The sequence below is a fragment of the Streptomyces sp. NPDC021096 genome (genome assembly GCF_040641275.1).
In the GTDB taxonomy this organism is placed as follows: Bacteria; Actinomycetota; Actinomycetes; order Streptomycetales; family Streptomycetaceae; genus Streptomyces.
This window is the reverse complement of record NZ_JBFADG010000027.1, coordinates 48,186-73,569: the sequence shown is the minus strand read 5'-3', so window position 1 is coordinate 73,569 and position 25,384 is coordinate 48,186. Positions and strand designations below refer to the sequence as shown.

The 25,384-nt window shown below is 72.5% G+C and carries 22 protein-coding genes; 11 read left to right on the top strand and 11 right to left on the bottom strand.

The features are described from left to right. Positions 1–178: 178 nt before the first annotated feature. Positions 179–718 carry a hypothetical protein gene (locus AB0G59_RS25535; RefSeq protein WP_360915916.1) on the bottom strand — a complete coding sequence of 180 codons (540 nt, stop codon included), beginning with the start codon at positions 716–718 and terminating at the stop codon, positions 179–181. Positions 719–760: 42 nt separating this feature from the next. Beyond that, positions 761–1,012, bottom strand: coding sequence for an SH3 domain-containing protein (locus tag AB0G59_RS25530; protein WP_360915913.1), 252 nt, complete (start codon positions 1,010–1,012; stop codon positions 761–763). A gap of 139 nt (positions 1,013–1,151) precedes the next feature. Between AB0G59_RS25530 and AB0G59_RS25525 the strand changes: the two genes are divergently transcribed. Beyond that, the gene (locus AB0G59_RS25525; RefSeq protein ID WP_360915910.1) at positions 1,152–3,326 is read left to right on the top strand and encodes a serine/threonine-protein kinase; all 2,175 of its coding nucleotides are present in this window, start codon (positions 1,152–1,154) and stop codon (positions 3,324–3,326) included. A gap of 93 nt (positions 3,327–3,419) precedes the next feature. On the opposite strand, the gene ilvD is transcribed toward AB0G59_RS25525, so the two are convergent. The 4 genes from ilvD to AB0G59_RS25505 form a co-directional block, all read right to left on the bottom strand. Further along, positions 3,420–5,270, bottom strand: a complete 1,851-nt coding sequence (ilvD, locus tag AB0G59_RS25520) for a dihydroxy-acid dehydratase (protein WP_360915907.1) — start codon at positions 5,268–5,270, stop codon at positions 3,420–3,422. A 146-nt stretch (positions 5,271–5,416) separates the two neighbouring features. Further along, positions 5,417–6,049, bottom strand: a complete 633-nt coding sequence (locus AB0G59_RS25515) for a TetR family transcriptional regulator (protein WP_360915904.1) — start codon at positions 6,047–6,049, stop codon at positions 5,417–5,419. Then, on the bottom strand, positions 6,046–6,870 hold the full coding sequence (locus AB0G59_RS25510) for a sugar phosphate isomerase/epimerase (protein ID WP_360915901.1): 825 nt from the start codon (positions 6,868–6,870) through the stop codon (positions 6,046–6,048). Before AB0G59_RS25510 ends, AB0G59_RS25515 begins: the two co-directional genes overlap by 4 nt. 168 nt (positions 6,871–7,038) lie before the next feature. Beyond that, a complete protein-coding gene (locus AB0G59_RS25505; RefSeq protein WP_360915898.1) occupies positions 7,039–7,971 on the bottom strand; it encodes a Ppx/GppA phosphatase family protein in 933 nt (310 codons plus the stop codon). Between the two features lie 114 nt (positions 7,972–8,085). Here AB0G59_RS25505 and AB0G59_RS25500 point away from each other — a divergent pair, with 114 nt between their 5' ends. Further along, complete coding sequence (locus AB0G59_RS25500) at positions 8,086–8,841, top strand: hypothetical protein (RefSeq protein ID WP_360915929.1); 756 nt, start codon at positions 8,086–8,088, stop codon at positions 8,839–8,841. Between the two features lie 52 nt (positions 8,842–8,893). Here AB0G59_RS25500 and AB0G59_RS25495 read toward each other — a convergent pair whose 3' ends face one another. Beyond that, positions 8,894–10,744, bottom strand: coding sequence for a sigma-70 family RNA polymerase sigma factor (locus AB0G59_RS25495; RefSeq protein WP_360915895.1), 1,851 nt, complete (start codon positions 10,742–10,744; stop codon positions 8,894–8,896). Positions 10,745–10,953: 209 nt separating this feature from the next. Between AB0G59_RS25495 and radA the strand changes: the two genes are divergently transcribed. Together radA and disA are read left to right on the top strand one after the other, a co-directional pair. Beyond that, positions 10,954–12,417, top strand: coding sequence for a DNA repair protein RadA (gene radA / locus AB0G59_RS25490; RefSeq protein WP_360915892.1), 1,464 nt, complete (start codon positions 10,954–10,956; stop codon positions 12,415–12,417). Positions 12,418–12,571: 154 nt separating this feature from the next. Further along, on the top strand, positions 12,572–13,705 hold the full coding sequence (gene disA, locus AB0G59_RS25485) for a DNA integrity scanning diadenylate cyclase DisA (RefSeq protein WP_360915889.1): 1,134 nt from the start codon (positions 12,572–12,574) through the stop codon (positions 13,703–13,705). 86 nt (positions 13,706–13,791) lie between these two features. Here disA and AB0G59_RS25480 read toward each other — a convergent pair whose 3' ends face one another. Both AB0G59_RS25480 and AB0G59_RS25475 read right to left on the bottom strand, forming a co-directional pair. Then, positions 13,792–14,616 carry a hypothetical protein gene (locus tag AB0G59_RS25480; RefSeq protein WP_360915886.1) on the bottom strand — a complete coding sequence of 275 codons (825 nt, stop codon included), beginning with the start codon at positions 14,614–14,616 and terminating at the stop codon, positions 13,792–13,794. A 163-nt stretch (positions 14,617–14,779) separates the two neighbouring features. Beyond that, the gene (locus tag AB0G59_RS25475; protein ID WP_360915883.1) at positions 14,780–15,277 is read right to left on the bottom strand and encodes a pyridoxamine 5'-phosphate oxidase family protein; all 498 of its coding nucleotides are present in this window, start codon (positions 15,275–15,277) and stop codon (positions 14,780–14,782) included. A gap of 222 nt (positions 15,278–15,499) precedes the next feature. Between AB0G59_RS25475 and AB0G59_RS25470 the strand changes: the two genes are divergently transcribed. The 5 genes from AB0G59_RS25470 to cseC all read left to right on the top strand — a co-directional run bounded on the left by AB0G59_RS25470 (position 15,500) and on the right by cseC (position 19,897). Beyond that, on the top strand, positions 15,500–16,405 hold the full coding sequence (locus AB0G59_RS25470) for an A/G-specific adenine glycosylase (protein ID WP_360915880.1): 906 nt from the start codon (positions 15,500–15,502) through the stop codon (positions 16,403–16,405). Between the two features lie 265 nt (positions 16,406–16,670). Continuing rightward, positions 16,671–17,219: a SigE family RNA polymerase sigma factor gene (locus AB0G59_RS25465; protein WP_104531556.1), complete on the top strand. Its 549-nt coding sequence runs from the start codon at positions 16,671–16,673 to the stop codon at positions 17,217–17,219. Positions 17,220–17,326: 107 nt separating this feature from the next. Beyond that, a complete protein-coding gene (locus tag AB0G59_RS25460; RefSeq protein ID WP_360915877.1) occupies positions 17,327–17,845 on the top strand; it encodes a hypothetical protein in 519 nt (172 codons plus the stop codon). 7 nt (positions 17,846–17,852) lie between these two features. Further along, entirely contained in the window at positions 17,853–18,563 is a 711-nt protein-coding gene (gene cseB / locus AB0G59_RS25455) for a two-component system response regulator CseB (RefSeq protein ID WP_071962340.1), read from the top strand. Between the two features lie 32 nt (positions 18,564–18,595). Next, the gene (gene cseC / locus AB0G59_RS25450; protein ID WP_360915874.1) at positions 18,596–19,897 is read left to right on the top strand and encodes a two-component system sensor histidine kinase CseC; all 1,302 of its coding nucleotides are present in this window, start codon (positions 18,596–18,598) and stop codon (positions 19,895–19,897) included. Positions 19,898–19,915: 18 nt separating this feature from the next. On the opposite strand, the gene AB0G59_RS25445 is transcribed toward cseC, so the two are convergent. Beyond that, the gene (locus tag AB0G59_RS25445; protein ID WP_360915871.1) at positions 19,916–20,377 is read right to left on the bottom strand and encodes a VOC family protein; all 462 of its coding nucleotides are present in this window, start codon (positions 20,375–20,377) and stop codon (positions 19,916–19,918) included. A gap of 192 nt (positions 20,378–20,569) precedes the next feature. Next, positions 20,570–21,328, bottom strand: coding sequence for a M23 family metallopeptidase (locus tag AB0G59_RS25440; protein ID WP_360915868.1), 759 nt, complete (start codon positions 21,326–21,328; stop codon positions 20,570–20,572). Positions 21,329–21,662: 334 nt separating this feature from the next. Between AB0G59_RS25440 and AB0G59_RS25435 the strand changes: the two genes are divergently transcribed. Both AB0G59_RS25435 and AB0G59_RS25430 read left to right on the top strand, forming a co-directional pair. After that, entirely contained in the window at positions 21,663–22,007 is a 345-nt protein-coding gene (locus AB0G59_RS25435) for a trypco2 family protein (protein WP_360915865.1), read from the top strand. Between the two features lie 5 nt (positions 22,008–22,012). Beyond that, positions 22,013–25,306 (top strand): NACHT domain-containing protein, encoded by a 3,294-nt coding sequence (locus AB0G59_RS25430; protein WP_360915862.1) that lies wholly within the window; start codon positions 22,013–22,015, stop codon positions 25,304–25,306. Positions 25,307–25,384 lie beyond the last annotated feature (78 nt).

Below are 25,384 nucleotides of genomic sequence, written 5' to 3'. Positions count from 1 at the left end.
AGCGGATTTTCCCGGCGACTCCTAATCGGAGTCCCGAGCCATCCCGTTCCGTATTCCGGCACGCCGAAATACTTCCCGTTCAGGGACCGTGCAGTAATGATTGCCGCCGATGCGACTCGAGTGGCCGCCTCGGCGTCCTCGCGGACCCCGTGGCAACTCGGAGAACTCTACACGACGTTCAGGGGTGCTTGCGCCGCCCCTTCGGGCCGCCCTTCGGGGTCCGCTTCGGGGCCCTGGCCGCCGGGTTGCCCGTGCGGGTGGTGCGGCGGCGCTCGTAGCGGGTGCGGGCCTCGTCGTACTCGGCCCTGTGGAGCTTCTCGCCCGGCGCCTCGACGAGGGACCGGAAGAAGTAGGCGAGCAGTGCGCCGATGAAGCCGATCATCAGGAGGTTGCGCATCGAGCGCTCGCGCGCCGAGTCCCTCGACTCCGCGTCCGGGCGTCGTACGAAGCTCTCCCACGTGCGGCGGAACGCGATGGCGCTGCACACGGCGAAGGCCACGACGACCATGGCGTTGACCAGGCCGCCCACCTTCGCGATGGCCAGGCCCTCGTAGCCGAGGCGCAGGACGAAGGCGCCCGCTGCGGCCGCGGCCAGCGAGCCCAGCGCGACGCCGGCCCGGCGGAGGGCGTAGCCGCCGTCGTGGTCGACCCAGGTCGTACCGAAGAACCGGATCGGCTCCGGCCGTGGGGCGGTCGCTGCCTGGTGCTCATCGCTCATGCGTCGATTATCGCCACCGGGCACCGTCCGCCCCCGGAGGGCTCAGCCGGAGCAGGGGGCGGCGACGTAGCCGCTGCTGCCCGTCTTCACATACGCGTCGGATACGTACTGGCCCGGCGCGATGCAGTCCCAGACGTCGGTGGTGCCGCAGGGGCCGGAGACGGTTTCGCCCCGGGTCTGGCAGCGGATCGGCACGCTGGAGCCCGTCGGGAGGACCTTGACCAGCTCGCTGTCGGTGCTCGGGCCCCGGCGGACGTTGACCTGGTGGCCGGGTGCGATCGCGTAATACGTCATGGTGCTCTCCCCCGTGAGGTGAATGACATGTGCAGGCTAGCAACGCGCGGCACGCCTCCCGGGTCCCGGCTGTCCCATCGATTAGGCTCCGCAGGCGCCGAAATCGGCCGATTGACACAGGTGACACGGGGGTGGGGGCATGCCGCCGCTGCGCAGTGCCGGGACGGGCCCGGAAGCGGACGATCCGGAGCAGGCGGGGCAGTACCGGCTCGAGGGGCGTCTCGGTTCGGGCGGCATGGGTGTGGTGCACCTGGCGCGCTCGGCCTCGGGGCTGCGGCTCGCGGTCAAGGTGGTGCACGCCGAGTACGCGGCGGATCCCGAGTTCAGGGCGCGGTTCCGGCAGGAGGTCGCGGCGGCGCGGCGGGTGAGCGGCGCGTTCACGGCGCCCGTCGTCGATGCCGATCCGGACGGCGAGCGGCCCTGGATGGCCACTCTCTACATCCCCGGCCCCACACTGTCCGAGCGGGTGAAGCGGAACGGTCCGCTGAGCCCGGACGAGGTGCGGCGGCTGACGGCCGGGCTCGCGGAGGCGTTGCGGGACATCCATCGCGCCGGGGTGGTGCACCGGGATCTGAAGCCGAGCAATGTGCTGCTCGCCGAGGACGGGCCGAAGGTCATCGACTTCGGTATCTCCCGCCCGTACGACAGTGAGCTGCGCACCGAGACCGGGAAGCTGATTGGCACGCCGCCCTTCATGGCGCCGGAGCAGTTCCAGCGCCCGCGCGAGGTGGGGCCGGCGGCGGACGTGTTCGCGCTGGCGTCGTTGCTGGTGCACGCGGCGACGGGGCGGGGGCCGTTCGAGTCGGAGAGTCCGTACATCGTCGCGTATCAGGTGGTGCACGACGAGCCGGATCTGACGGGCGTGCCGGAGGACCTCGTCCCGCTGATCCGCGCCTGTCTGGCGAAGGAGCCCGCCGACCGGCCGACCCCCGACGTGATCATGGGGATGGTGCCGTTCGCCCCCTCGTCGCCGTCCGGCTCGTCGTCCACCTCTTCGTCCGCACTGCCGGCGCAGCGCGTGTCGTCGGCCGGGCCTCCGGAGTCGCTCGACAGTGCGCGCATCGCCGATGAGCCGCACGGCACCCCTTCCGGCCCGCGTCGTTCGCGGCTTCCGCGGGCCCGTTGGCTCGCCGTGGCCGCCGCGGCCGTCGTGGCCCTGGGGGTGGGCGGGACGTGGGCGGTGCATCAGGTCGACGGACTGGGCAGGCAGCCGCTGCAGACGCGGCCCAATCCCGCCGGGTCCGCGTGGCAGCCGTGGGAGACGTCCGTGCCCGCGGACGCGGCAGGGAGCGGCGAGGTGCGCGCGGGCTTCTGTACGTACGCGTCGGGCGCCCTCTACTGCTCCGCGCGCGGGGTGCACGCGGCCCGGATCGATGCCGCCGACGGCAAGGTGGCGTGGCGGCGGGCGGCCACCGCGCAGCGGCCGGGCGGGGGTGCGCCGAGCGCGCCCTTCGTCTCCGGCGGGCTGATCCACGCGCTCTCTCCGGACAAGCGGGAGCTGTCGGCGCTCGACCCCGCCACCGGTGAGCCGCGCTGGACGCGTGATGTGTCGGCGTTCGGCGGGCGGGTCTACCACGCGGGCGACACGGTGCTGCTGGTCGCGGCGGACGGCACGGTCACGGCCGTCGACGGTGGGACGAACCGGCAGCTCTGGCGGCACGCCCTGCCCGGTGGCATCAAGCCCGTCTTCTCCTTCTACGGCAGCGGGCCCGCCTACGCCGTCGCGGCCGCGCCCGACGGCCGGCGGACCACGGTCGTCGCCATCGACGCCGTGCGCGGCTCGACGCTGTGGCAGTGGACGGGGGACGGCAATCTGGCCACGGTCGGCACCGGGCCGCAGGACGCCCTCTATCTCACCGAGAGCGACTCCCATACGCGCGTCTCGGCGGTCGTCCGGTACGCCCCGGGCATCGGTCGGGAGCGCAGGGTGCCGCTCTCCACGCCTCTCGAGGCCACGAGCGTCGTGGCGAAGGGCGACTCGGTCTATCTGCTGTCCTCGGACGGGGGGCTGACCGCGCTGAACACGAACAGGTCGGTGGCCGACTGGCGGCTGGAGACGTCCGTGGCCAACGCTTCGGCGCTCGTGGCGGGTGAGAGGCGGCTGTACTTCTCCGCCGCCGACGGCCGGCTGCTGGCCGTCGACACGGCGCAGGGCACTCTGCTCGGACAGACGTCGCCCCGCCTGGCGCGGGCCGGGCGGGGCTTGCTGGAGCTGCTCCCGGCGCCGGTGGTAGCGGACGGGAAGGTGTTCGGGGCGGCGCCGGACGGGACGGTGTTCGCGGTGAACGGGCTCAACCCGGCCGGGTGGCGGTAGGCACCGCGCCGCGCGCGGTGCCTACGGGTGCCGGACGGGCCGGTCCTCGGCCGGGATCACGGGCCGGTCCTCGGCCGGCCGGGATCGCCGACGTCAGCCGAGCTTGCTGACGTCGCGGACCGCGCCCTTGTCGGCGCTGGTGGCCATGGCCGCGTAGGCGCGCAGCGCCGCCGAGACCTTGCGCTCGCGGTTCTTCGGGGCGTACGTGCCGCCGAGCGCCTCGCGGCGGGCCGTCAGTTCGGCGTCGGGGACGAGGAGGTCGATCGAGCGGTTGGGGATGTCGATGCGGATGCGGTCGCCGTCCTCGACGAGCGCGATGGTGCCGCCGGAGGCGGCCTCGGGCGAGGCGTGGCCGATCGACAGGCCCGAGGTGCCGCCGGAGAAGCGGCCGTCGGTGACCAGGGCGCAGGCCTTGCCCAGGCCGCGGCCCTTGAGGAAGGACGTGGGGTAGAGCATTTCCTGCATGCCGGGGCCGCCGCGCGGGCCCTCGTAGCGGATGACGACGACGTCGCCTTCCTTGACGGTCTTGGAGAGGATCTTCTCGACGGCCTCGTCCTGCGATTCGCAGACCACTGCCGGGCCCTCGAAGGTCCAGATGGACTCGTCGACGCCGGCGGTCTTCACGACGCAGCCGTCGACGGCCAGGTTGCCCTTGAGGACGGCGAGGCCGCCGTCCTTGGAGTAGGCGTGCTCGACGGAGCGGATGCAGCCGCCGGCCGCGTCCACGTCGAGGGACTCCCAGCGCTCGGACTGCGAGAAGGCGGTGGCGGAGCGGACGCAGCCGGGGGCTGCGTGCCACATCTCGACGGCTTCGGCGGAGGGGGAGCCTCCGCGCACGTCCCAGGTCTTGAGCCAGTCGGCGAGCGAGGCGGAGTGGACGGTGTGGACGTCCTCGTTGAGGAGTCCGCCGCGGTAGAGCTCGCCCAGGATGGCGGGGATGCCGCCGGCGCGGTGGACGTCCTCCATGTAGTACGTGCCGCCGGGGGCGACGTTGGGGGCGACCTTGGCGAGGCAGGGGACGCGGCGCGAGACGGCGTCGATGTCGGTCAGGTCGTAGTCGAGCTCGGCCTCCTGGGCGGCGGCGAGCAGGTGCAGGATCGTGTTGGTGGAGCCGCCCATGGCGATGTCGAGGGCCATGGCGTTCTCGAAGGCCGCACGGGTGGCGATGTTGCGCGGCAGGACGGACTCGTCGCCCTGCTCGTAGTGGCGCTTGGTGATCTCGACGACGGTGCGGCCGGCGTTCTCGTACAGGGCCTTGCGGGCGGTGTGGGTGGCGAGCACCGAGCCGTTGCCGGGCAGGGACAGTCCGATGGCCTCGGTGAGGCAGTTCATCGAGTTGGCGGTGAACATGCCGGAACAGGACCCGCAGGTCGGGCAGGCGTTCTCCTCGATGCGCAGGACGTCCTCGTCCGAGACGTTCTCGTTGACGGCGTCCACGATGGCGTTGATCAGGTCCAGCTTGCGGACGGTGCCGTCCACGAGCGTGGCCTGGCCGGCCTCCATCGGGCCGCCGGAGACGAAGACGGTGGGGATGTTCAGGCGCAGGGCGGCCATGAGCATGCCCGGCGTGATCTTGTCGCAGTTGGAGATGCAGATCAGCGCGTCGGCGCAGTGGGCCTCGGCCATGTACTCGACCGAGTCGGCGATCAGGTCGCGGGAGGGCAGCGAGTAGAGCATGCCCGCGTGGCCCATGGCGATGCCGTCGTCGACGGCGATGGTGTTGAACTCGCGCGGGATGCCGCCCGCGGCCTTGACGGCCTCGGAGACGATCCGGCCGACCGGCTGCAGGTGGGTGTGGCCGGGCACGAACTCGGTGAAGCTGTTGGCCACCGCGATGATCGGCTTGCCGAAGTCCTCGCGCTCTACGCCCGCGGCCCGCAGAAGGGCTCGCGCGCCCGCCATGTTGCGGCCGTGGGTGACGGTGCGGGACCTCAGCTCGGGCATCCTGCTCCACTCCTCGAATCCTGTGACCGGGAACTCTGGCATTCTCCGGGGTCTCCGAGCCTACGCCGGCGATCCAAGATCCGGACAGGGTTTCCGGTATGCGAGACGCCGGCGGTGGGCCGGCCGGGTCTGCCGGGAGGGGTGGTTCAGGCGCCCGTCAGGTGGCGCTGCACGGCCGGGCCCGTCATGGCGACGAGCTGTTCGAGGTCCGCGGACGCCAGGGGTTCGATCTTGATGACGTAGCGCAGCATGGCCACGCCGACCAGCTGTGCCGCCGCCAGCTCGGAGCGCAGCTGGGCGTCGGGGCCGCCGCCCAGCTCGGCGGCGATGCGCAGCATGACCCTGCTGGCCATCAGGTCGCGGAAGATCCCTGCCGCGGTTTCGTTGGCCACGGCCGACCGGAGGATGGCGAGGAACGGCTCGCGGGTGACCGGGTCCTCCCACATGCCCAGGACGAAGCGGGCCAGTCGCTCCCCCGCGCCTTCCAGGCCGCCCTCGACGAGGGCGTCGGGCGCGCTGAAGGCGGGGGCGGCGGCCGCTTCCACGGCTGCGGCGAAGATCTGTTCCTTCGGGCCGAAGTAGTGGTGCACCAGCGCGGGGTCGACGCCGGCGCCCTTGGCTATGCCCCGGATGGAGGCCTTGTCGTAGCCGTGCTCGGCGAACTCGGCGCGGGCGGCCGTGAGGATGCGCTCGCGCGCGCCGGGGCCGCTTCCGGCGTCCGTACGGGCGGGGCGGCCGCGCTTCTTCGGGGCCGGGGGGCGGGCTGCGGGGTCGGTCATGGTCTCGGCACGCCCGTCGGGGAGGCGAGGTGCAGGCGGGTGAAGGCCAGGGCCTCGGCGAGGTCGGCCTCGCGCTCGGCGGCCGACATGGCGCGCCGGGTGTTGACCTCGATCACGACGTGGCCGTCGAAGCCGCTGACGGCGAGACGTTCCAGCAGCTCGGCGCAGGGCTGTTTGCCGCGCCCGGGGACGAGGTGCTCGTCCTTGGCGGAGCCGTTGCCGTCGGCGAGGTGGATGTGGGCGAGCCGGTCGCCCATCCGGTCGATCATCTGGAGGGCGTCCGTCCGGGCGGTCGCCGTGTGGGACAGGTCGACGGTGAAGTGGCGGTAGTCGTCCTTGGTGACGTCCCAGTCGGGCGCGTAGGCGAGCATCTCGCGGTCGCGGTAGCGCCAGGGGTACATGTTCTCCACGGCGAACCTGACGTCGGTCTCGTTCGCCATCCGCCACACGCCGCGGACGAAGTCGCGTGCGTACGAGCGCTGCCACCGGAACGGCGGGTGCACCACGACGGTCGTCGCGCCGAGCTTCTCGGCGGCGGCGCGGGCACGCTGGAGCTTGACCCAGGGGTCCGTCGACCAGACGCGCTGTGTGATGAGCAGACAAGGGGCGTGCACGGCCAGGATGGGCACCCGGTGGTAGTCGGACAGGCGACGCAGCGCGTCGATGTCCTGACTGACCGGGTCGGTCCACACCATGACCTCGACACCGTCGTATCCCAGACGAGCGGCGATCTCGAAGGCCGTCGCCGTCGACTCGGGGTAGACCGATGCAGTGGACAGGGCGATCTTCGCATCCGGAATGCGCACCACTGGCTCTGTCACGAGGGACAGCGTATGCCCGCCCCTCCGGCGGCGGGCAGGTGGTCTCGCAAGCGGGGCATGCGTGATCCGTCACGCCGGGCCGCCGCACCGGCCGTCCCGCCGCGGCGGCGCGTGCCCTGGGCCCGCGCGCCGCGCGTACCGGCGCGCCATGCCGCGGGCGGGCGCGCGTCACGTCGTGGGCAGGTGGTCCAGCCGGCGCAGGATGACGCCTTCGCGCAGCGCCCAGGGGCAGATCTCCACTTCGTCCAGCCCGTACAGGTCCAGCGCCGCCTCCGCGACGAGCGCGCCCGCGAGCAGCTGGCGCGCCCGCCCCTCCGACACGCCGGGCAGCGCGGCGCGCTGCTTGGTGCTCATGCCGGCGAGGCGCGGCACCCACTCCTCCAGGGCCTCGCGGTCGAGGGTGCGCTGGACGTAGAGGCCTTCGGCGGTGCGGGCGGCGCCGGCGATCCTGGCGAGCTGCTTGAAGGTCTTGGAGGTGGCGACGGTGTGGTCGGGGGCGCCGTGCCGCGCGAAGAGGCCGACGTTGCGGGCGATCTCCGCACGGACATGGCGGCGCAGCGCCCGTACGTCCGTGGGGTCGGGCGGGTCGCCGGGGAGCCACCCGGACGTGAGGCGGCCGGCGCCCAGGGGGAGGGAGACGGCGACGTCGGGCTCCTCGTCGAGGCCGTAGGCCATCTCCAGGGAACCGCCCCCGATGTCGAGCACAAGGAGCTTTCCGGCCGACCATCCGAACCAGCGGCGGGTGGCCAGGAAGGTGAGCCGGGCCTCCTCGGGGCCGGAGAGCACCGAGAGGGTGACGCCGGTCTCCTCCTGGACGCGGGCGAGGACGGCGTCGACGTTGGTGGCCTCGCGGACCGCGGAGGTCGCGAAGGGGAGGACCTCCTCGACGCCCTTGTCCTCGGCTGCCTGGAGGGCGTCGTGGATGGTCGCGATCAGCTTCTCCACGCCGGCATCGCTTATCGCGCCGCCCTCGTCGAGCAGTTCGGCCAGGCGCAGCTCGGCCTTGTGGGAGTGGGCCGGCAGCGGGCGGGCACCGGGGTGCGCGTCGACCACCAGCAGGTGGACCGTATTCGAACCCACGTCGAGGACACCGAGTCTCATGGCCTGAACGCTACTGCTGCCCCTCGGGGCACTTACGCTTGAGGGGTGGCGAAGACGAAGAAGGCCAAACCGGACAAAGCGCGGGGCGCGGGTTCGGCGGGCTCGAAGAACAAGGTGAAAAGCGCTCCCGACGAGGTGGGGCTGGACTTCGCCCGCGCCTGGGTGGAGTTCCCCGACCCGGCGGACGAGGACCAGATCTTCCGCTGTGACCTGACCTGGCTGACCTCCCGCTGGACCTGCATCTTCGGCAGCGGCTGCCAGGGCATCAAGGCGGGCCGCGCCGACGACGGCTGCTGCACGCTCGGTGCGCACTTCTCCGACGAGGAGGACGAGCAGCGCGTCGCGGGGCACGTGGCCCGGCTCACGCCGGACATCTGGCAGTTCCACGACGTGGGCGCGGAGTCCGGGTGGACGCAGCTCGACGACGACGGCGAGCGGCAGACCCGCCGCTGGCAGGGCTCCTGCATCTTCCAGAACCGCCCGGGCTTCGCCGGCGGCGCCGGCTGCTCGCTGCACATCCTGGCGCTGCGCGAGGGCCGCGAGCCGCTGGAGACCAAGCCCGACGTGTGCTGGCAGCTGCCGGTGCGGCGGACGTACGACTGGATCGACCGGCCCGACGACACCCAGGTGCTGCAGGTCACGATCGGCGAGTACGACCGGCGCGGCTGGGGCCCGGGCGGCCACGACCTGCACTGGTGGTGCACGTCGGCGCGGTCCGCGCACGGTGCCGGTGAGCCGGTGTACGTGACGTACCGGGCGGAGCTGATCGAGCTCATGGGCAAGAAGGGGTACGCGCGGCTGGTGGAGCTGTGCGAGGAGCGCATGGCCGCGCTGCTGCCGATGGCTCCGCACCCGGCCGACGCCCGCTGACGGCTCGCCGCTGCGAGCCGGCCGCGACGGCCGCTCGGCCCGTGCCGGCCGCTCAGCCCGTGCGCGTCGGTGCCGGGGCGGGCGCCGGGCCGGTCGGAGCGGGGGGCGGTGTGCTCGGGTGGGCCGACGGCGGTGACGGCTGGGGGGTCGCGCCACATCCCTCGATCGTCACCACGCTGCCGCCGGGCGCGATGGCCACGCGGGCGCTCCAGTGCCCGGCCGGCTCCCGGGCGTGGTCCACGTGCACCGTGACGGTCACGGACTGGCCCGGGTACAGCACCCCGCCCGGCTGGCTCAGCCGCAGCCAGGGCGCGTCGGCCGACATCGACCAGCTGACGGGCTCGCCGCCGGCGGCGGTGAGCGTGATGAGCGTGGCGGTGCCGCTGGGCTGTGCCTCGACCGTGAGCCGCCCGGGACCCGTGACGCGGCCGGGCCCGGCCGGCCGGGCGGCCGCACCGGCACCCGCCGGGGGCGTGGGCCCCACCGCGGGCGGCACGGGCACCGGCCTGCCGTCGGGGCCGAGGACGGCGACGGAGACATCGGCGAACCGGTGGCCCACCGTCGCGGGCGTGCCGGACCCGGCGCCGGTGGAGCTGTGCGTGGGGCCCGAGGGGCCGTAGGGGGCCGCGTACGGGTCGTCGTACGAGCCCTCGCGCGTGTTGCCGCCCAGGCTGTCGGTCTCCGTGGCGGACACCGAGGCCGCGTCCTGCCCCTCGCCGAGCGGCCCGCCCCGGTACGCGGCCCACAGCGCCAGCAGGGGCGCGGCGACGACGGTGGCCACGACGGTGGTCGTCACGGCCCGGGTGCGCAGCCGGCTGCGGCGGGCGGCGCGGTCCTTGGGGGCGAGCGGGAAGCCGCCGCGGTCGAAACGGGGGGTGACCGCGCGCCGGCGCTGGGGCCGTGGGCCCAGGGCGTGCCGCAGGGCGGTGTGCGCCGCCGGCCGGGGCGCTTCCAGTACGGGCAGGGCGGCGTTGGACGCGGCGGTGCCGGGCCAGGGCTCCCCGGCGTTGGCGCGCTCGGCGGTGCGGCGGCAGTCGGCGCACTCGTCCACATGGCGCACGAGCTCGCGCCGGAGCGTGGCCCCCAGCAGTACTTCGGTGTCGCCCGCGAACCGGGAGACGATCGGACATCGCCCGGACTCCACGACGGCGAGGGCGGTGCGGGTGCGCTCGACCTCGCAGGCCGCGCTGGAGAGCAGGGCGCGCGTGGCGTCGTGGTCCAGGCGCAGCACGGCGGCGACCTCGTGGGGGGCGAGCCCGTGGCGGACGGCCAGTTCCAGGGCCTCGCGCTGTTCGGCGGTGGTGCCGGCGGCCTCGGGCCAGACGAGCAGGGCCAGTTCCGCGCGGCCCCGGGCGTCGGCGCCACCGGAGTCCCCGGACCTGCCGCCGGCGCCGCGCTCGCCGAGCCTGCGCAGACACTCCCAGCGGGCCAGGGCGTACAGCCAGGCGCGCTGCGCCTCCTCGGCGACGGGGGCGCGGTCGGTGCGGCGCTCGGCGAGGGCGAGGGCCTCGCCGAGGGCGGCGACGGCGGCGTCGTGGTCGCACAGGACGGACAGACAGTAGGTGAACAGGCCGTCCAGGTGGGGTTCGTAGCGCGCGGGCGGGCAGGCGGCGCCTTCGGCGTCGCGGCTCTCCTCGGCGGGGTGATCGGGGGCGGTGTTCTCTCCGGTGGTGTTCTCTCCGGTGGTGTTCTCTCCGGTGGTGTTCTCTTCGGCAGCGGCTTCTTCGACGGCGTTCCCGACACCGTTTTCGACAACACTCTCGAGGGGGGTCTCGACGGCGTTCCGGACGGCGGAGTCCGAGAGGGCTGTGGTGTCGGCGGGCTGGGCCGCGCGCGGCGCACGGCGGGATGCGCGGTGCGCGCCGGTGGCATGCGTGGGGGGCTCGGGCCTGCTCGTCATCATCCCGGCGACGGTAGGCGGATGGCGCGCCCCCGTCCGCCCCGCTCCCGCAGCTTTAACCCATACGGGTGACTCTCTCCCTCAAAAGGGGACAGGAGCCGCACATTCCGCGCTCACCGCACCGGATGACACGTACTGACGAACGATGCCGGACCGGGCCGGGCGGACGACGCCGGCCGGGCACTGTCAGTGGCCACCGTTACGGTGTCCGCATGGCTGCTGCCCGTACCTCCCGCTCGTCCGCCAAGGACCGGCCCTCCTACCGCTGCACCGAGTGCGGCTGGACCACCGCCAAGTGGCTCGGCCGCTGCCCCGAGTGCCAGGCGTGGGGCACGGTGGAGGAGTTCGGCGCGCCCGCCGTCCGTACGACCGCGCCCGGCCGGGTGACCTCCGCCGCGCTGCCGATCGCGCAGGTGGACGGCCGCCAGGCGACCGCGCGCGGCACGGGCGTGCCCGAGCTGGACCGGGTGCTGGGCGGCGGGCTCGTGCCCGGCGCGGTGGTGCTGCTGGCGGGCGAGCCCGGTGTCGGCAAGTCGACCCTGCTGCTGGACGTGGCGGCCCGCGCGGCCTCCGAGGAGCACCGCACCCTCTATGTGACGGGCGAGGAGTCCGCGAGCCAGGTCCGGCTGCGCGCCGACCGGATCGGCGCGCTCTCCGAGCACCTCTATCTGGCCGCCGAGACCGATCTGTCCGCCGTCCTCGGCCATCTGGACACGGTGAAGCCGTCCCTGCTGGTCATGGACTCCGTCCAGACCGTGGCCTCCCCCGAGATCGACGGCGCTCCCGGCGGCATGGCCCAGGTGCGCGAGGTCGCGGGCGCCCTCATCAGGGCCTCCAAGGAGCGCGGCATGTCCACGCTGCTGGTCGGCCACGTCACCAAGGACGGCGCGATCGCGGGCCCCCGCCTGCTGGAGCACCTGGTGGACGTCGTGCTGCACTTCGAGGGCGACCGGCACGCCCGCCTCCGCCTCGTGCGCGGGGTGAAGAACCGCTACGGGGCCACCGACGAGGTCGGCTGCTTCGAGCTGCACGACGAGGGCATCACCGGCCTGACCGACCCCAGCGGCCTGTTCCTGACCCGCCGCGCCGAGCCGGTGCCCGGCACTTGTCTGACGGTCACCCTGGAGGGCCGCCGTCCGCTGGTGGCGGAGGTGCAGGCGCTGACGGTCGACTCGCAGATCCCCTCCCCGCGCCGCACCACCTCCGGCCTGGAGACCTCCCGTGTGTCGATGATGCTCGCCGTCCTGGAGCAGCGCGGCCGGATCAGCGCCCTCGGCAAGCGGGACATCTACAGCGCCACGGTCGGCGGGGTGAAGCTCTCCGAGCCCGCCGCCGACCTCGCCATCGCGCTCGCCCTGGCCAGCGCCGCCAGCGACACCCCGCTGCCGAAGAACCTGGTGGCCATCGGGGAGGTGGGCCTCGCGGGCGAGGTCAGACGGGTCACGGGCGTGCAGCGGCGGCTGGCCGAGGCCGCCCGGCTGGGCTTCACCCACGCCCTCGTGCCGGCCGATCCGGGCAAGATCCCCAGTGGCATGCGGGTCCTGGAGGTCGCGGACATAGGCGAGGCGCTGCGCGTGCTGCCCGGGCGCCCCCAGCGGGAGAAGCGCGAGAAGAAGGAGAAGCGGACGGAGGGCGGGCGCGAGGCCATGGCCGGACCCCGACCTGAGGAGAGCTGAGGACAGCCCCCTAATAGGCTGGGCGCCAGTAGACTTTGCCCTGGTCCCGCCCGTACGTACACACCGTCGTACGCGACCCACACGGCGTGCACGACGGCGTACACGACAGCAGGGCGGCCTGCGGCACCGTTGACCTTGCGACCGGAGGAGTGCAGTGGCAGCCAACGACCGGGCATCGGGCCCCGGCAAGGCCGGAAGCGGCTCCGGTGGCTCCGGCGTCGACGGGCTGATGCGCGCCTCGCTGAGCGCCGTCGCGCCCGGCACGGCCCTGCGCGACGGCCTCGAGCGCGTCCTGCGCGGCAATACGGGCGGGCTCATCGTCCTCGGCATGGACAAGACCGTCGAGCAGATGTGCACGGGCGGATTCGTCCTGGACGTCGAGTTCACCGCCACCCGCCTGCGCGAGCTGTGCAAGCTGGACGGCGCGCTGATCATCGACAAGGACATCTCCAAGATCGTGCGGGCGGGCGTCCAGCTCTACCCGGACGCCTCGATCCCCACCGAGGAGACCGGCACCCGGCACCGCACCGCCCAGCGCGCGTCGATCCAGTCCGGCTTCCCCGTGGTCTCGGTCAGCCAGTCGATGCGGCTGATCGCGCTGTACGTGGGCGGCGAGCGCCGCGTGCTGGAGGAGTCGGGCGCGATCCTCTCCCGCGCCAACCAGGCGCTGGCCACCCTCGAGCGCTACAAGCTCCGCCTCGACGAGGTCGCGGGCACGCTCTCCGCGCTGGAGATCGAGGACCTGGTCACCGTCCGGGACGTCACGGCCGTCTCGCAGCGGCTGGAGATGGTGCGCCGCATCGCCACGGAGATCGCGGAGTACGTCGTCGAGCTCGGCACCGACGGCCGGCTGCTCTCGCTCCAGCTGGACGAGTTGATCGCCGGCGTCGAGCCCGAGCGCGAGCTGGTCGTGCGGGACTACGTCCCCGAGCCGACCGCCAAGCGCACCCGCACGGTCGCGGAGGCCCTCACCGAGCTGGACTCCCTCACCCACGCCGAGCTCCTCGAACTGCCCATCGTGGCAAGGGCCCTGGGCTACAGCGGCTCCCCCGAGACGCTGGACTCCGCCGTCTCGCCGCGCGGCTACCGCCTGCTGGCGAAGGTGCCCCGGCTGCCCGGCGCCATCATCGAGCGGCTCGTGGACCACTTCGGGGGCCTGCAGAAGCTGCTCGCCGCGAGCGTGGACGACCTGCAGACGGTCGACGGCGTCGGCGAGGCCCGCGCCCGTTCGGTCCGCGAGGGGCTCTCGCGCCTGGCGGAGTCGTCGATCCTCGAGCGGTACGTGTAAGCGGTACGTGTAGGAGAAACCGTCAGATATGGGTGAGGCCCCGCATCAGCGGGGCCTCACCCATATCCATCCCGTCCCGTGCGCCCTCAGGTCCGCTCCAGGACGAACTCCGCGCGCTCGGTGACGCCCGCCACCTTCACCTCGACCTTGTACTCGCCCGCCGCGGCCGCGGCGCTGCCGGACGGCGTCGCGCAGCGCGGGGCGCTGCGCTTGCGGTCCCACTCCAGCGTGCGCTTGGTCTCGCCCGAGCCCGGCACCTCGAAGAGCACGGCGCCGGTGCCGCGGGGGCAGTCGTCGGACGCCCACACGTGTTCCTCGCCCTTGCTGTCCGTGATCTTCAGCAGGGCCGCGCCGGCACCGAAGTTCACCTTGCAGGCGCTGCCACCGGAGTTCCGCACGACGAGTTCGAACTTCGGCTTCTCGTCCGGCCGGTAGGCGCTCTTGACGCTGCGTACCGACACCTTCACGGAACCTGACGTGCAGTCGGGCAGGCTCGATCCGGCCGCGACCGGCTTGCCTTCGCCGGTCACCGACAGCCCGGCGCCGCCGCCGAAGCCGCCTGCCGCACCGGCCGCGCCACCGGCACCGCCGCCCGTACCGGCACCGCCGCCGGAACCACCGCCCGTACCGCCGCCGGCGCCACCTCCGCCGTTGCCCGAATCGTCGCGCCCGCCCGGTCGTTGACTGATGTGCGGGCCGGAGGGCGTCGGGCCGGGTGTGATGGTGGTGTCCGCCGAGCCCTTGCCGTCGGAGGCCTCGCTCTGGGAGCCCTCGGAACCGTCACCACCCCCCAGGGCGAACATCCACACCATCAGCAGTACGAGGAGGCCGAGCAGGCCAAGCGCAACTGCCCTCCGCCGCCAGTAGATGGAGGAGGGAAGCGGCCCGATCGGATTGCGCAGAGATCCCACGCGAAGACTCTACGAGAGATCGGCCCGGGCACCAGCCAGTACCCGCCGTAGGAGTGCCTGCTTTTCTCATCATCTACCCGCAAGCCGGACGGTTGGAGCAGGGCATTCCGCAGCTGCGGGCGGCCGGAACGCGCGGCGCGTGTACGGCGCAAGTACGACGGTTTCAGGCCGAAAACGGGCGTGGCCACTCGGTCTTGTGCCCGAAACCACGGCCGTTGTCGACCAGGCGCAGCCAGTCGGGCCGCAACTCCCACACTCCGGCACGGTCCATGGCCTGACGGAGCCGCTCGGTGCGTTCCACGTAGGGGAAGCGCGCGCTGTACGCCTGCCATGCCGTCTCGCGGTCGGCGCCTTCCAGCAGGCGGCAGGCACCGCGGCCCTGAATGCCGGTCAGCTCGGTCCACTCCTGGCCGTCGCGCTGTGCGGTGAAGGCGACGCGGGCGTCGCCGGAGAGGAGGGCGCGGCCGTGCCGGGTGCCGGGGGAGGTGACGAAGACGAGGGTGGGCACGGGATGCCGCCCGTCGGCCGGCTGCCGGTCGGCGAGCGCGTAGAGCACGGCGCACGCCTGGGGCCCGTCCTTGTCCGCGTACGCCAGGGTCAGGGTGGTGTGCGCTGCGAGGGCCGCCCTGATTTCGGTCGGAAGCGTCTCCGTCGGGGTCATGCGATCAGCGTAGGCAGCTTCCCTGTGCGGCGGTTCGGGGGGCCTCGGCCGCCCCGCGTCGGCCAGACGGTCCCCGTCCCGGGCAGGGTCACGGAGAGCGCCGGTCGTGCGGGCCGGTTGGCCCGTACGGTCACCCGATCGGGGCGGACCGGGGCGGGCATGGCCGACGCGGGCCCGGCGCGTTTCCCCGGTCCGGCGCGGGCATGCCAGGATCGGAGTGTCATGACTGCGATGCCTGCCACCACGCCCCAGACGTCCACCCTCCTGCACGCCCCGGTGATCGACTGGTTCGGCGTGCACGCCCGCGATCTGCCCTGGCGCCGCCCGGAGGCCGGGCCGTGGGGGGTGATGGTCAGCGAGTTCATGCTCCAGCAGACCCCGGTGAGCCGGGTGCTGCCGGTGTACGAGCAGTGGCTGGCCCGCTGGCCGCGCCCCGCCGACCTGGCCGCCGAGCCGCCCGGCGAGGCGGTCCGCGCCTGGGGGCGGCTGGGCTATCCGCGCCGGGCGCTGCGGCTGCACGCGGCCGCCTCGGCGATCACCGAGCGGCACGGCGGCGAGGTGCCGCACGACCACGCCAAGCTGCTCGCACTGCCGGGCGTCGGCGAGTACACGGCGGCGGCGGTGGCCTCGTTCGCGTACGGGCAGCGGCACGCGGTCCTCGACACGAACGTCCGCCGGGTCTTCGCGCGGGCCGTGACCGGCGCCCAGTACCCGCCGAACGCCACGACGGCCGCCGAGCGCAGGCTCGCCCGGGCGCTGCTGCCCGAGGACGAGGCGGTCGCCGCCCGCTGGGCCGCGGCCACGATGGAGCTGGGGGCCCTGGTCTGCACGGCCCGCACGCCCGGCTGCGGGCGCTGCCCGATCGCCGCCGAGTGCGCCTGGCTGGCCGCCGGATCGCCGGCCCACGACGGGCCGCCCCGCCGCGGCCAGACCTACGCCGGTACGGACCGGCAGGTGCGCGGCAAACTGCTGGCCGTGCTGCGCGAGGCCGTCGCGCCGGTGCCGCAGGCGGCGCTGGACGCGGTGTGGCACGAACCGGTGCAGCGGGCCCGCGCCCTGGACGGGCTCGTCGCGGACGGTCTGGTCGAGCCGCTGGCGGACGGCATGTACCGGCTGCCGCTGACCTAGGTACGCGGCGTACGGCCCGCACATGGAGCGCTCACACACTTGTCATACGAAGCCGTCGCGGCACACCGTCCGACGCCTTGCGAAACGGACAGAGCCGCTCTTTCCCCGATCTATCCGCCGGGCTGTTACACAACCTATGGACAGCTGTGCACCAGCCGAAGGGCTGCCGCACATCACGTCGCAACAGCTCCTCCGTAGCGTCCTACTCGTGCTGGAGGACCACCAGCGTGGCGCGGGGAACGCAAGTGGAATGGAGGCTGCGAGTATGGCCAGCAGCGGCAAGGTTCTGGACTTCGAAGAGTACGTGCGCAACCGTCAGGACGCCCTCCTGCGCAGCGCCCGGCGCCTGGTCCCGGACCCCATCGACGCCCAGGACCTCCTCCAGACCGCCCTCGTCCGCACGTACGGCCGCTGGGACGGCATAGCGGACAAGTCGCTGGCCGACGCCTATCTGCGCCGCGTCATGATCAACACCCGTACGGAGTGGTGGCGCGCCCGCAAGCTCGACGAGGTGCCCACCGAGCAGCTCCCCGACGCCAGCGTCGAGGACGGCACCGAGCAGCACGCCGACCGCGCCCTGCTGATGGACGTCCTCGGCGTCCTGGCGCCCAAGCAGCGCAGCGTCGTCGTCCTGCGACACTGGGAGCAGATGAGCACCGAGGAGACCGCGGAGGCGCTCGGCATGTCGACCGGCACGGTCAAGAGCACGCTGCACCGGGCCCTGGCCCGGCTGCGCCAGGAGCTGGAGAGCCGCGACCTGGACTTCCACGCCCTCGAGCGGGTCGACCGGAAGCAGGAACGGTGCGCGGCCTGAGCAGGGCGTCCGGCGTCAGGCCGGCTCTGATCACCGGTGGCGCGGTCTCCGCAATGGCCGCGACCGCCGGTCTTCTGCTTGCCGGGTGCAGTGCGAGCAGCGAGGGCGTGCGCAAGGAGGGGCCCGCGCAGACCCAGTCCGCCGCGAAGGCCGCCACGCGGACCCCCTCGGCGACGGCCACCCCGGCGCAGGGGAAGGTCGACGCCATCAAGCTGATCAAGGCGGACCCCAAGGTCAGCGATCAGATCAAGAAGAACCTCAAGCCCTGTGTGAAGAACGACTACCCCGTCGACGTGATCTACGGGCAGCTGACCGGAGCGTCTCGTTCCGACATCGTGGTGAACCTTCTGACGTGCGGCGACTCCATAGGCATCGGGTCGTATGTGTACCGTCCCAAGGGTGACTCGTACGAGAATGTGTTCGCGGCCGAGCAATCCCCCGTCTATGCCGACATCGACCGGCGTGATCTCGTGATCACCAAGCAGGTCTACGCCCCGGGGGACGCCGTCTGCTGCGCCTCGGGAGAGGATGTCCTGACCTACCACTGGTCGGACGGCGCCTTCCGGGAGTCCGGACGCACGCACACCGACTACGGCAAGGTCGGGAACAAGGGAACGGAGGGCTGAGGGCAGCGTGGCCGATACGCATGTGCTCTTCGTCGAGGACGACGACGTCATCCGGGAGGCGACCCAGCTCGCGCTCGAGCGCGACGGCTTCGCCGTGACCGCGGTGCCGGACGGGCTGCTGGGGCTGGAGAGCTTCCGCGCCCGGCGGCCGGACATCGCGCTGCTGGACGTGATGGTTCCGGGACTGGACGGGGTCAGCCTGTGCCGCCGGATCCGCGACGAGTCGACCGTGCCCGTGATCATGCTCTCGGCCCGGGCCGACTCCATCGACGTCGTCCTCGGCCTGGAGGCCGGCGCCGACGACTATGTGACCAAGCCCTTCGACGGCGCCGTGCTCGTCGCCCGGATACGGGCCGTGCTGCGCCGCTTCGGGCATGCCAGTGGCGCGGCCGGCGGCGGGTCGGCCGCCGAGGACGGCGAGGGCATCGAAGGCGGGCTGCTGCGCTTCGGCGACCTGGAGGTCGACACCGAGGGCATGGAGGTCCGCAAGGCCGGCACGCCCGTGGCCCTCACCCCCACCGAGATGCGGCTGCTGCTGGAGTTCTCCGCCGCACCGGGCACCGTGCTCTCCCGCGACCGGCTGCTGGAGCGGGTCTGGGACTACGGCTGGGGCGGCGACACCCGCGTCGTCGACGTGCACGTGCAGCGGCTGCGCGGCAAGATCGGCCAGGACCGCATCGAGACGGTCCGCGGCTTCGGCTACAAGCTCCGGGGCTGACCTTCCGTGTCGGTGAAACCCGTGGTCCTCCCGTGGTGAAGCTCGCGCTCCGCACCGGTCTGCGCTGGAAGGTCAGCCTGGCCATCGCGGCCGTCGGCGCGCTCGTGGCCGTCGCGCTCAGCCTCGTCGTCCACAACGCGGCCCGCGTCTCCATGCTCAACAGCAGCCGCGACCAGATGGACGACCGGGTCCAGATCGCCCAGCGTTACTACGAATCCACCGGCGGCAAGCTGATGCTCCGCGCGAAGGTGGACGACCCCGCGCTGCCCAAGCCGCTGCGCGACGCCGCCGACCTCGGGCTGCGCGCCACCTACCTGCAGGACAGCGGCAACGGCGCCCCCGAGGTGTGGGCCTCGACCCCGCTGCGCAACGGCAAGATCCTCTCGATCCACACCCGCTTCAAGGACCGCTACGACATCCTCAACGACCTCGACCGGGCCCTGATCATCGGCTCGGTCTCGGTCGTCCTCGGCGGCTGCGCCCTGGGCATCCTCGTCGGCGGCCAGCTCTCGCGGCGGCTGCGCAAGGCCGCCACGGCCGCCCGCAAGCTCGCGGACGGCGATCCGGACGTACGCGTGCGCGACGCCATCGGCGGCCGGGTGCGCGACGAGACGGACGACCTCGCGCGCGCCGTCGACGGCATGGCCGAGGCCCTGCGCGACCGCCTGGAGGCCGAGCGCCGGGTCACCGCCGACATCGCGCACGAGCTGCGCACGCCCGTCACCGGCCTGCTGACCGCGGCCGAGCTGTTGCCGCCGGGCCGCCCGACCGAGCTCGTACGGGACCGGGCGCAGGCCATGCGCACGCTGGTCGAGGACGTGCTGGAGGTCGCCCGGCTGGACAGCTTCGCCGAGCGGGCCGAGATGCAGGACATCGAGCTCGGCGAGTTCGTGCTGCGGCGGGTGCGGGCGGCGGCCCCGGACGCCGAGGTCAGGATCGCCCGGAGCGCCTACGTCTCCACCGACCCGCGCCGCCTGGAGCGCATCCTGGGCAATCTGCTGGCCAACGCCGCCAAGCACGGCAAGGGCCCGGTGGAGGTCAGGCTCGAGGGCCGGGTGCTGCGGGTGCGCGACCACGGGCCCGGCTTCCCGGAGGAGCTGCTCCAGGAGGGCCCGAGCCGCTTCCGCACCGGCAGCAAGGACCGCGCCGGCAAGGGCCACGGCCTGGGCCTGACCATCGCGGCCGGCCAGGCCCGCGTCCTGGGCGCCCGGCTGACCTTCCGCAACGCCGATCCGGAGGTGGAGGGCGGGACGGGCGCGATCGCCGTGCTCTGGCTGCCGGAGTCGTCCCCGACGAGCACGGGGAGCTTCCCGATCATCCAGGTGCCGGACTAGACGCCCCCGGCGGTCGCCTCACATCGGGTCCACGCACTCGCCCCAGGCCTGCTCGGTGTCCAGCCGCTCACGGCGCTGGGTGAGCGAGAACCAGTTGCCGGAGTCGTCCCGCAGGATCGCCTCGGTGCCGTACGGGCGCTCCTGCGGCTCCTGGAGGAACTCCACGCCCTTGGACCTCAGCCGCTCGTAGTCCCGGCGGACGTCGTCGGTGCTGAGCACTCCGGCGCCCAGGACGCCCCGGGAGACGAGCTCCTTCATGGCCTCGGCCGACTCCGCGTCCAGCCCCGGCGGGCCCGGGACCATCAGCGTCAGCTCGACGTCCGGCTGGGCCTCGGCGCCGACGGTGAGCCAGCGCATGCCGTCGTCGCCGCCGATGGTCATGTCGGTGCGGACCTCGAGGCCGAGCTTGTCGGTGTAGAACTCCTTCGCCCGGTCCTGGTCGAGGACCCAGACAGTGGTGATCGCGATTCCCTTGATCATGACTGGCTCCGTCCGTGCCGCTGCCCGTGGAACGTCTGCCGCACGACCACCGTAGGCACGGCCGGCGGCAGTCGGCTTCCCGAGCGGCGCGGGCCCCGGCGCCGGGCACGACGAAGCCGGCGCACCGCGGGAAGCGGTACGCCGGCTCGTGGTTCGTCAGGGGCCCGTCAGGGCCTCGTCGGAGGCCTTGCGTCAGAGGGTCTCGCCGTGGGCCTTGAGGAAGGCGACCGGCTCGATGGCAGTGCCGTAGTTCGGGGTCGTACGGATCTCGAAGTGCAGGTGGGGGCCGGAGGAGTTGCCGGTGGAGCCGGACAGGCCGATGACCTGGCCGGTGGACACGCTCTGGCCGACCGAGACCTTCACCTGCGAAAGGTGGGCGTACTGCGAATACGTGTTGTTGTCGTGCTTGATCACGATGGCGTTGCCGTACGCCGGACCGTCGCCGCCGCCGTTGGGGCCGGCCTTGACGACCGTACCGCCGTGCACGGACATCACGGCCGTGCCGGAGTTGACGACCAGGTCCTGGCCGCTGTGCTTGGCGGCCCACATGGCGCCGGCCTTACCGAAGGGCTGACCGACCTGGTAGTCGGCGACCGGGGCGACCCAGGCGTCGGCGCGGTTGCGCGAGGCCTCGGCCTTCTTACGGGCCTCCTCGGCCTGCTTGCGCAGGTCCTCGGCACGCTTGGCGGCCTCCTGCTTGGCCTGCTCGGCGGCCTGCTTCTCCTTCTCCGCCACCTTCAGCTGGGTCGCGGCCTGCGCGTTCAGCGCGTCGTCCAGCGTCGCGACGGACGCGAACGCGGGGAACTCGGCCACAGCAGCCGTGGTGTCGGCAGCGAGCGCGACCCCGGAACCGAGCGCGACCGATGCTCCCAGTCCGGCGGCCACCATGGCGGCGGTGCGGACACGGAAAGCGGTCTTGCTCGAGTTACGGAAAGCGGTGCGCTTCGACATACGGATAAACCTCCAGGCATAAACAGGTCCCGGCTACGAGCCGGGATCGCCATACCTTGGTAACCAACGCTTCCGGGTGCTGTCGAGTGGCCCATTTACTAGCGCACGCAGTATGCGGGCAATCGATTCGGAGATCGACTCCTCGCGATTTCCGGCGCAATCCCCTGGAAATCCCGAGATCGAATTCTCCCTACCCCGCCTAGTAGTGCCGAAATTCGCTGTGCGCCATGTCACCGCGGAGGCCGGTCCGACCCCCGTTCCCGGGGCTGCGGACCCAAGATCGGCGGTACGCTCCGGGCGACGGATGTGTACACAACGTGCGGGGGGTCTCGCGGTGAGCAACGGTTTCGAGGAAATAGAGCTGGCGGAGGCGGTACGGGCGATCCGCGCGGGCCTGACCGCCGCGGCGGCGGCCGGAGCCGGCGAGGACCTCGCCTTCGACGTCGGTGACATCGCGCTGGAGTTCACGGTCGAGCTGCGCCGCGACGCCAAGGCCGGCGGCAAGGTGAAGGCCTGGATCGTCGAGGGCGGCACGGACCTCTCGCACGCCAAGGCCCGCACCCACAAGATCGCCTTCACCCTGACCCCGAAGGACCGGCGCACGGGCGACGGCTGGAAGGTCGGCAACGACCGGCCGGCGGGGCTGTCGGGATTCGGCGACGCCACCGCCGACCACTGAGACCGATGAGATCCGTGGAAGACCGGCTGGTGGCGGTCCTGGCCGCACAGCAGGGCAGCGGGGTGCTGCTGACGCCGAACCTCATCCTCACCAGCCGCCACATCTTCGACTTCAGCCGCAGACTGGCGGCCGAGGTGGTGATCCCTGGCGGGACCGGCCCGGTGGCCTGCGAGGTCGTGTGGGCTGCCCGGTCCGACCGCTGTGACGCCGCCCTCGTGTGGGCCGCCCGCGACCTCGTCCCCGACGGCAGCCTGCCGCCCCTGCGCTGGGGCACGCTCACCACCCAGCAGCCGGTGGGAGGGTGCCAGGTGCTGGGCTTTCCGCAGGTCCAGCGATACCGGGGCACCAAACTGGAGGCGGCACAGATACCGGGCACCCTCACACCCCTGTCGGGGCGGCTGCGGGGCCGCTATGTCCTGCACAGCGACCACCACCCGCCGGGGGCCTACTCGGAGGGCTCACCCTGGGCCGGACTGTCCGGAGGCCCGCTTTTCGCCGGCCCGCTCCTCCTGGGGATCGCCACGGAGGACCCCCAGGGCTGGGAGCACTCCGCCGTCGACGCGGTGCCGATCCCGCACATCCTCGCCGACGGCCTGGCCGAGGTCCTCAAGCACTACTGGCCGGACGCCCCGGCGGTGGAGGAGCTCAGCAGCCCCGACCCCCGGGATCTCGCCTACGAGGAGCAGTACGCAAGGGCGGTCAAGGCCCGCTACAGCCGGATGGAGGTCTTCGGGCTCGACGACCTGGGGGCGAACGAGAACAGCTGGGACCTGGACACGGCATACCTGAGCCTGGAGGCGCAGAAGACGGGCCCGGAGACGACGTCCGGCCGGCCGGAGCGGCAACGCATCGAGGATCTACTCGGCTCCCGCCCTCGGACGGTCCTGCGGGGCGAGGCCGGGGCCGGGAAGACCACGCTGGTGTGGTGGCTGGCGTCCCACGCCGTCTGCCGCACCCTCCCCGACAAGCTGAGCGCACTCGACGGCCTGATCCCCTTCGTGATCCCCATGCGCAGCCTCGCCGCACAGAGCATCACGGCGCCTACCCTCGCCCAGCTCCCCACCATCGCCCGGATGCCCGTGGACGAGCCGCCGCCCGGCTGGGCGGGCCGCATCCTGGCGGCGGGCCGCGGCCTGCTCCTGGTCGACGGTATGGACGAGCTCCCCCAGGCCGACCGCGCCCCGGCCCGGCAATGGCTCACCCAGTTCCTGCGGATGCACCCGGGGACGCGTTGCCTGGTCACGGTGCGACCGCTCGCTGTCGAGCAGTCCTGGCTGGAGTCGGAGGGCTTCGAGGAGCTGCAGCTCCTGCCGATGAGCGACAGCGACATCCAGTCGTTCGTGACCGCCTGGCACAAGGCCGCCCGCCTGGAGTGCGGCATCTTCTCCGACGGACTGCGGGCCGGACAGGAACGCGCCCGCCTCGCCACCCTCGAGCGCGATCTCTCCCAGGAGTTCCGGCGCAACGCGGGCCTGCGCGACCTGGCCCGCACGCCGCTGCTGTGCGCGGTGATCTGCGCCCTGCACCGGCGGCGCAGCGGCCTGCTGCCGCGCACCCGCTGGCACCTCTACCAGGCCGCGCTGGCGATGCTGCTGGGCAACCGCGACGCCTACCGCCGCGTCGGCGCCCCCGAGGGCATCGACCTGACGGTCGAGGACGGGCTGCAGCTCCTGCAGCACATCGCCGTCTGGCTGGTACGGAACAACCGCACCGAGCTTTCCCACGGCCAGGCGGTGCACCAGCTGAAGTCGGCCATGAACGGCCTACGACAGGTGCGCGAGCAGGGAACGGCGGAACAGGTGCTGACGCATCTGCTCAACCGCAGCGGACTGCTGCAGGAACGCGCGGCGGATTCCATCCAATTCATTCACCGCACCTTTCAGGACTATCTCGCGGCGAAGGAATTCCAGGACAGCGACAGCCTCGACGAACTCCTGGGCCATATGTCGGAAGAGCAATGGCAGGACGTCATCCGGCTCGTCATCGGGCACTGCGGGAGGAGCGAGGAGCGGCGGGTCATCAAGGCGCTCGTCATGGTGGGCAGAGCCCCGAGGGCGGGTCGGGAGGAAAGGTGGTCAGTACGGACCCTCGCGGCGCAGTGCGCGATGAGTGCGGCGTCTCTGGACGACGAGCTGCATGCGGCGGTGTGGGAGGGGCTCAGGGGGCTGGGAGCACCACGCAACGCGGCGGAGGTCGGCTATCTGTCCTCGCTGGGCCCGGAGGTGCTGGAGATTCTGCCGGGGCCGGAAGGGCTGGACGAGGAAGCCGCTCGACATGTGGTGAGGGTCCTGAGCCCGCTGGGCGATGCGGCGATTCCCCTCATGGCACGTTACGGACAGCATGAGGCGGTCGAGGTCCGCGAGCTCGTCGCTTACGGCTGGCAGGACTCAGACACGCAGCGGTACGCGGAAGACGTCCTCGCTCCCACGCGGCTCGACGACGTCCGCCTCAGCATCGCGACTGCGGAAGAGCTCTCGCAGCTGCCGCGCCTGGGGGCCGTCAGGACGTTGGCCATCGAAGGCGACCATTCATCGGACAGCCTTCGTCGCGTGTTTCAAGGCCGTGAGGTCCGCCAGCTGGTCATCACGGGCAACGATGCGCTCTCGAACATGGATTTCTTGCACGACCACCGGGAAATCGGCTTCCTGTCGGTGTCGGGCTGCCCCCTGTTGCGGGACATCTCTGCGCTGCACGGCTCTGACCTGCGCGAGCTGCACCTCGATGTGTCCGAACTCCCGCCGGAGTGTCTGGCGGCCCTCGAGCTGCCGAAACTCTCGTATCTCGGCCTCCGCAGTGTCCCGGATGCGGCAGGCGGTGGCAGACTGCCACCGCCCTTCAGTAGCGTCACCGAGCTGGTGATCAGCGACAGCGACCCCATATCGCTCCAGGGCATCGAGGGCTGGAAAAGCCTTCGCCGCTTGGTGCTTCTGGACTGCCTGGCCTCCCCCGAGGAGCTCAAGCACCTCGGGGGCCTCCCGCAGCTCTCTTCCCTGATGCTCGAGGGCCCCCTCGACGGCCTCCTGGAGCTGGAGGCACTGCCCCGGATAACCGAGCTGGAGCTCGGCCTCACCGAGACCTTTACCGTGGAGGGGAAAATCCTCGAGGTCTTCCCTGCCCTGCGCTCCCTCTATGTCGAGCGGGTCGGCTCAGGCACCAGCGTTGTCGACTTCACGGACGTGCAAGAACTGCCTGGGCACGGACTCGAGCTCTTCAGCCCTGCCTGGCAAAAGCTGACGGTGCTGGGCGCAGACCGCTTCAGCGATCGCCTGACCATCGGGCACAGGGACGACTACGACTGACCGCCCGCAGCCCAAAGGAATCGGCCCCGGAACCGTGATCACACGGTTCCGGGGCCGCCCCGTACTGCTCTACCGCTC